The following is a 2,093-nucleotide window of genomic DNA, read 5'->3' on the forward strand; positions in this document are numbered from 1 at the left end:
CGAAGCATAAAGGACTTTGAAACCCGCCAGAATGGAGTCTCTCAGGTATTCCACTTCTGTGTTACATCGATTTAAAAGGCAACAACCATTTCTACATCAATGTGCCTTGAATTGAAAAACCTGAGAGGCTCTGAACTGACCAGATATTTAATGGGATTGGTATTACATGCTTTATTACTATAAAAACAGCATTAAAAAGGCTGCTCATCGGCAGCCTTTTTAGTTGACCTAAAAACTAAATTACCTGAGCAATCGCTTTACACACTACGGGTATATTATTTTTTGTCAGTCCTGCAACACTAATACGACCCGAACTAACAATATATATGGCAAATTCATCTCTTAAGCGAGCAACCTGGTTTTTATTTAATCCAGAAAAACTGAACATGCCATTTTGACGAGAAATAAAACTAAAATCTTGTTTTACGCCTTCGGCTTTAAGACTTTCTACAAAGAGGCTGCGCATTGCGGCAATACGTTCTCGCATTTGTGTTAATTCGGCTTCCCACTCTTGACGCAATCCGTCATCGGCCAAAATGGTGCTCACAATCAATCCACCATGTGCAGGCGGGTTAGAATAATTTGCCCGGATAGTCTTTTTAATTTGGCTAAAACTTCTTACTGCATCATCTTCAGTTTCTGCAACTATGGTTACAGCGCCAATTCGTTCGTTATACAAACCAAAGTTTTTTGAAAATGAGTTGGCAATGAGTAGTTCAGGGACAACAGAAGCAACAGCACGTAGACCTTGTGCATCTTCTTCAATACCTGCGCCGAAGCCCTGATATGCAAAATCGAATAATGGTAATAAGGATTTCTCAACACATACCTTACCGACTTGTTTCCATTGTTCAATTGATAGGTCGATACCAGTTGGGTTATGGCAGCAACCATGAAGTAATACAACATCACCTTCATTTGCATCAGCTAAGTCAGTGATCATGGCTTCGAAATCCATGTCATGAGTTTCTGCTTTATAATAACGATATTGTTTTACCGTTAATCCTGCTGTTTCAAAAATATTTTGATGATTAGCCCAAGTAGGATTACTGACCCAAATAGTTGTAGAGCCCGTATTACGCACCAAAAACTCAGCCGCTACACGTAACGCACCTGTACCACCAGGAGCTTGAGCTGTTACAGCACGTTTGTTATCAATGATTTTGCTTTGAGAACCAAATAGTAAATTTTGAACCGCGTTGTTGTAAGCTTGCACACCTTCAATTCCAAGGTAATTTTTGCTCTTTTCGGTTTCAAGTATAATCGCTTCAGCTTTTTTTACAGAAGATAAAACAGGCGTTTGCCCATCTTCATCTTTATAAATACCCACACCCAAATTAACTTTGTGAGGACGGGTATCTGCTTTAAATGCGTCGGTTAAGCCTAAGATGGGATCTGCTGGAGCAAGGGTTACTTGTGAAAAGATCATTACAACTATCCTAAGTGAGGTAAATAGACAGGTTTTATGTATTTATACCATTCTATGACGTGTGGGAGTAGTGAGATTTTTAATAGTTGGGATAAAAAGTCACATTTAACCTAAATCAACGATTAGAGATATGAATATTATCGTTTGGATCGTGACCTTAGTCTTTGATGACTCTCAAACTCGCCATCGCTTCTAAACAAGGCGAATTGACGTTTCGAACACTAACTGATTGTAAATGGGTGAATTACTGTAAGCTAAAGTAGAAGGTAATTGAGTTGTGGTTTTATCCAAGTCAGGTTAATAGCTTGAAGTAATGCAACGAAAAAATCTAACGTCAGATGGCTCCCTCTGGCATTTTTGAACCTCCTATGCAGCTAGGTTTAGGATCCCAGTTGAAAGGCCAGATAATAATACCAATCCTATTAAATATTTGATCTTTCTCGGAAGTTCAAAGTGCTGTAGGCAAGGCAGATGATTGAAGCGAATAGTGATCCTCGGTAACAAGCTCCTGCGTTACTCTACCTCCAGTATCTGACTGCCATGGATGGTGGGAATGTCTTATTTTTTATGGAAAAAAATAGACCATGCAGTCGTATTTTGAAAGCATCTAACGAAGCATAAAGGACTTTGAAACCCGCCAGAATGGAGTCTCTCAGGTATTCCA

Annotated in this window: 1 protein-coding gene; it reads right to left on the reverse strand. The window is 39.2% G+C overall.

The window, feature by feature from the left end:
- Positions 1-235: 235 nt before the first annotated feature.
- The gene (locus ACWXWT_RS20360) at positions 236-1,429 is read right to left on the reverse strand and encodes an amino acid aminotransferase (protein ID WP_456043389.1); all 1,194 of its coding nucleotides are present in this window, start codon (positions 1,427-1,429) and stop codon (positions 236-238) included.
- Between the last annotated feature and the right edge of the window lie 664 nt (positions 1,430-2,093).

The sequence above is a fragment of the Shewanella sp. A22 genome, from assembly GCF_053850585.1.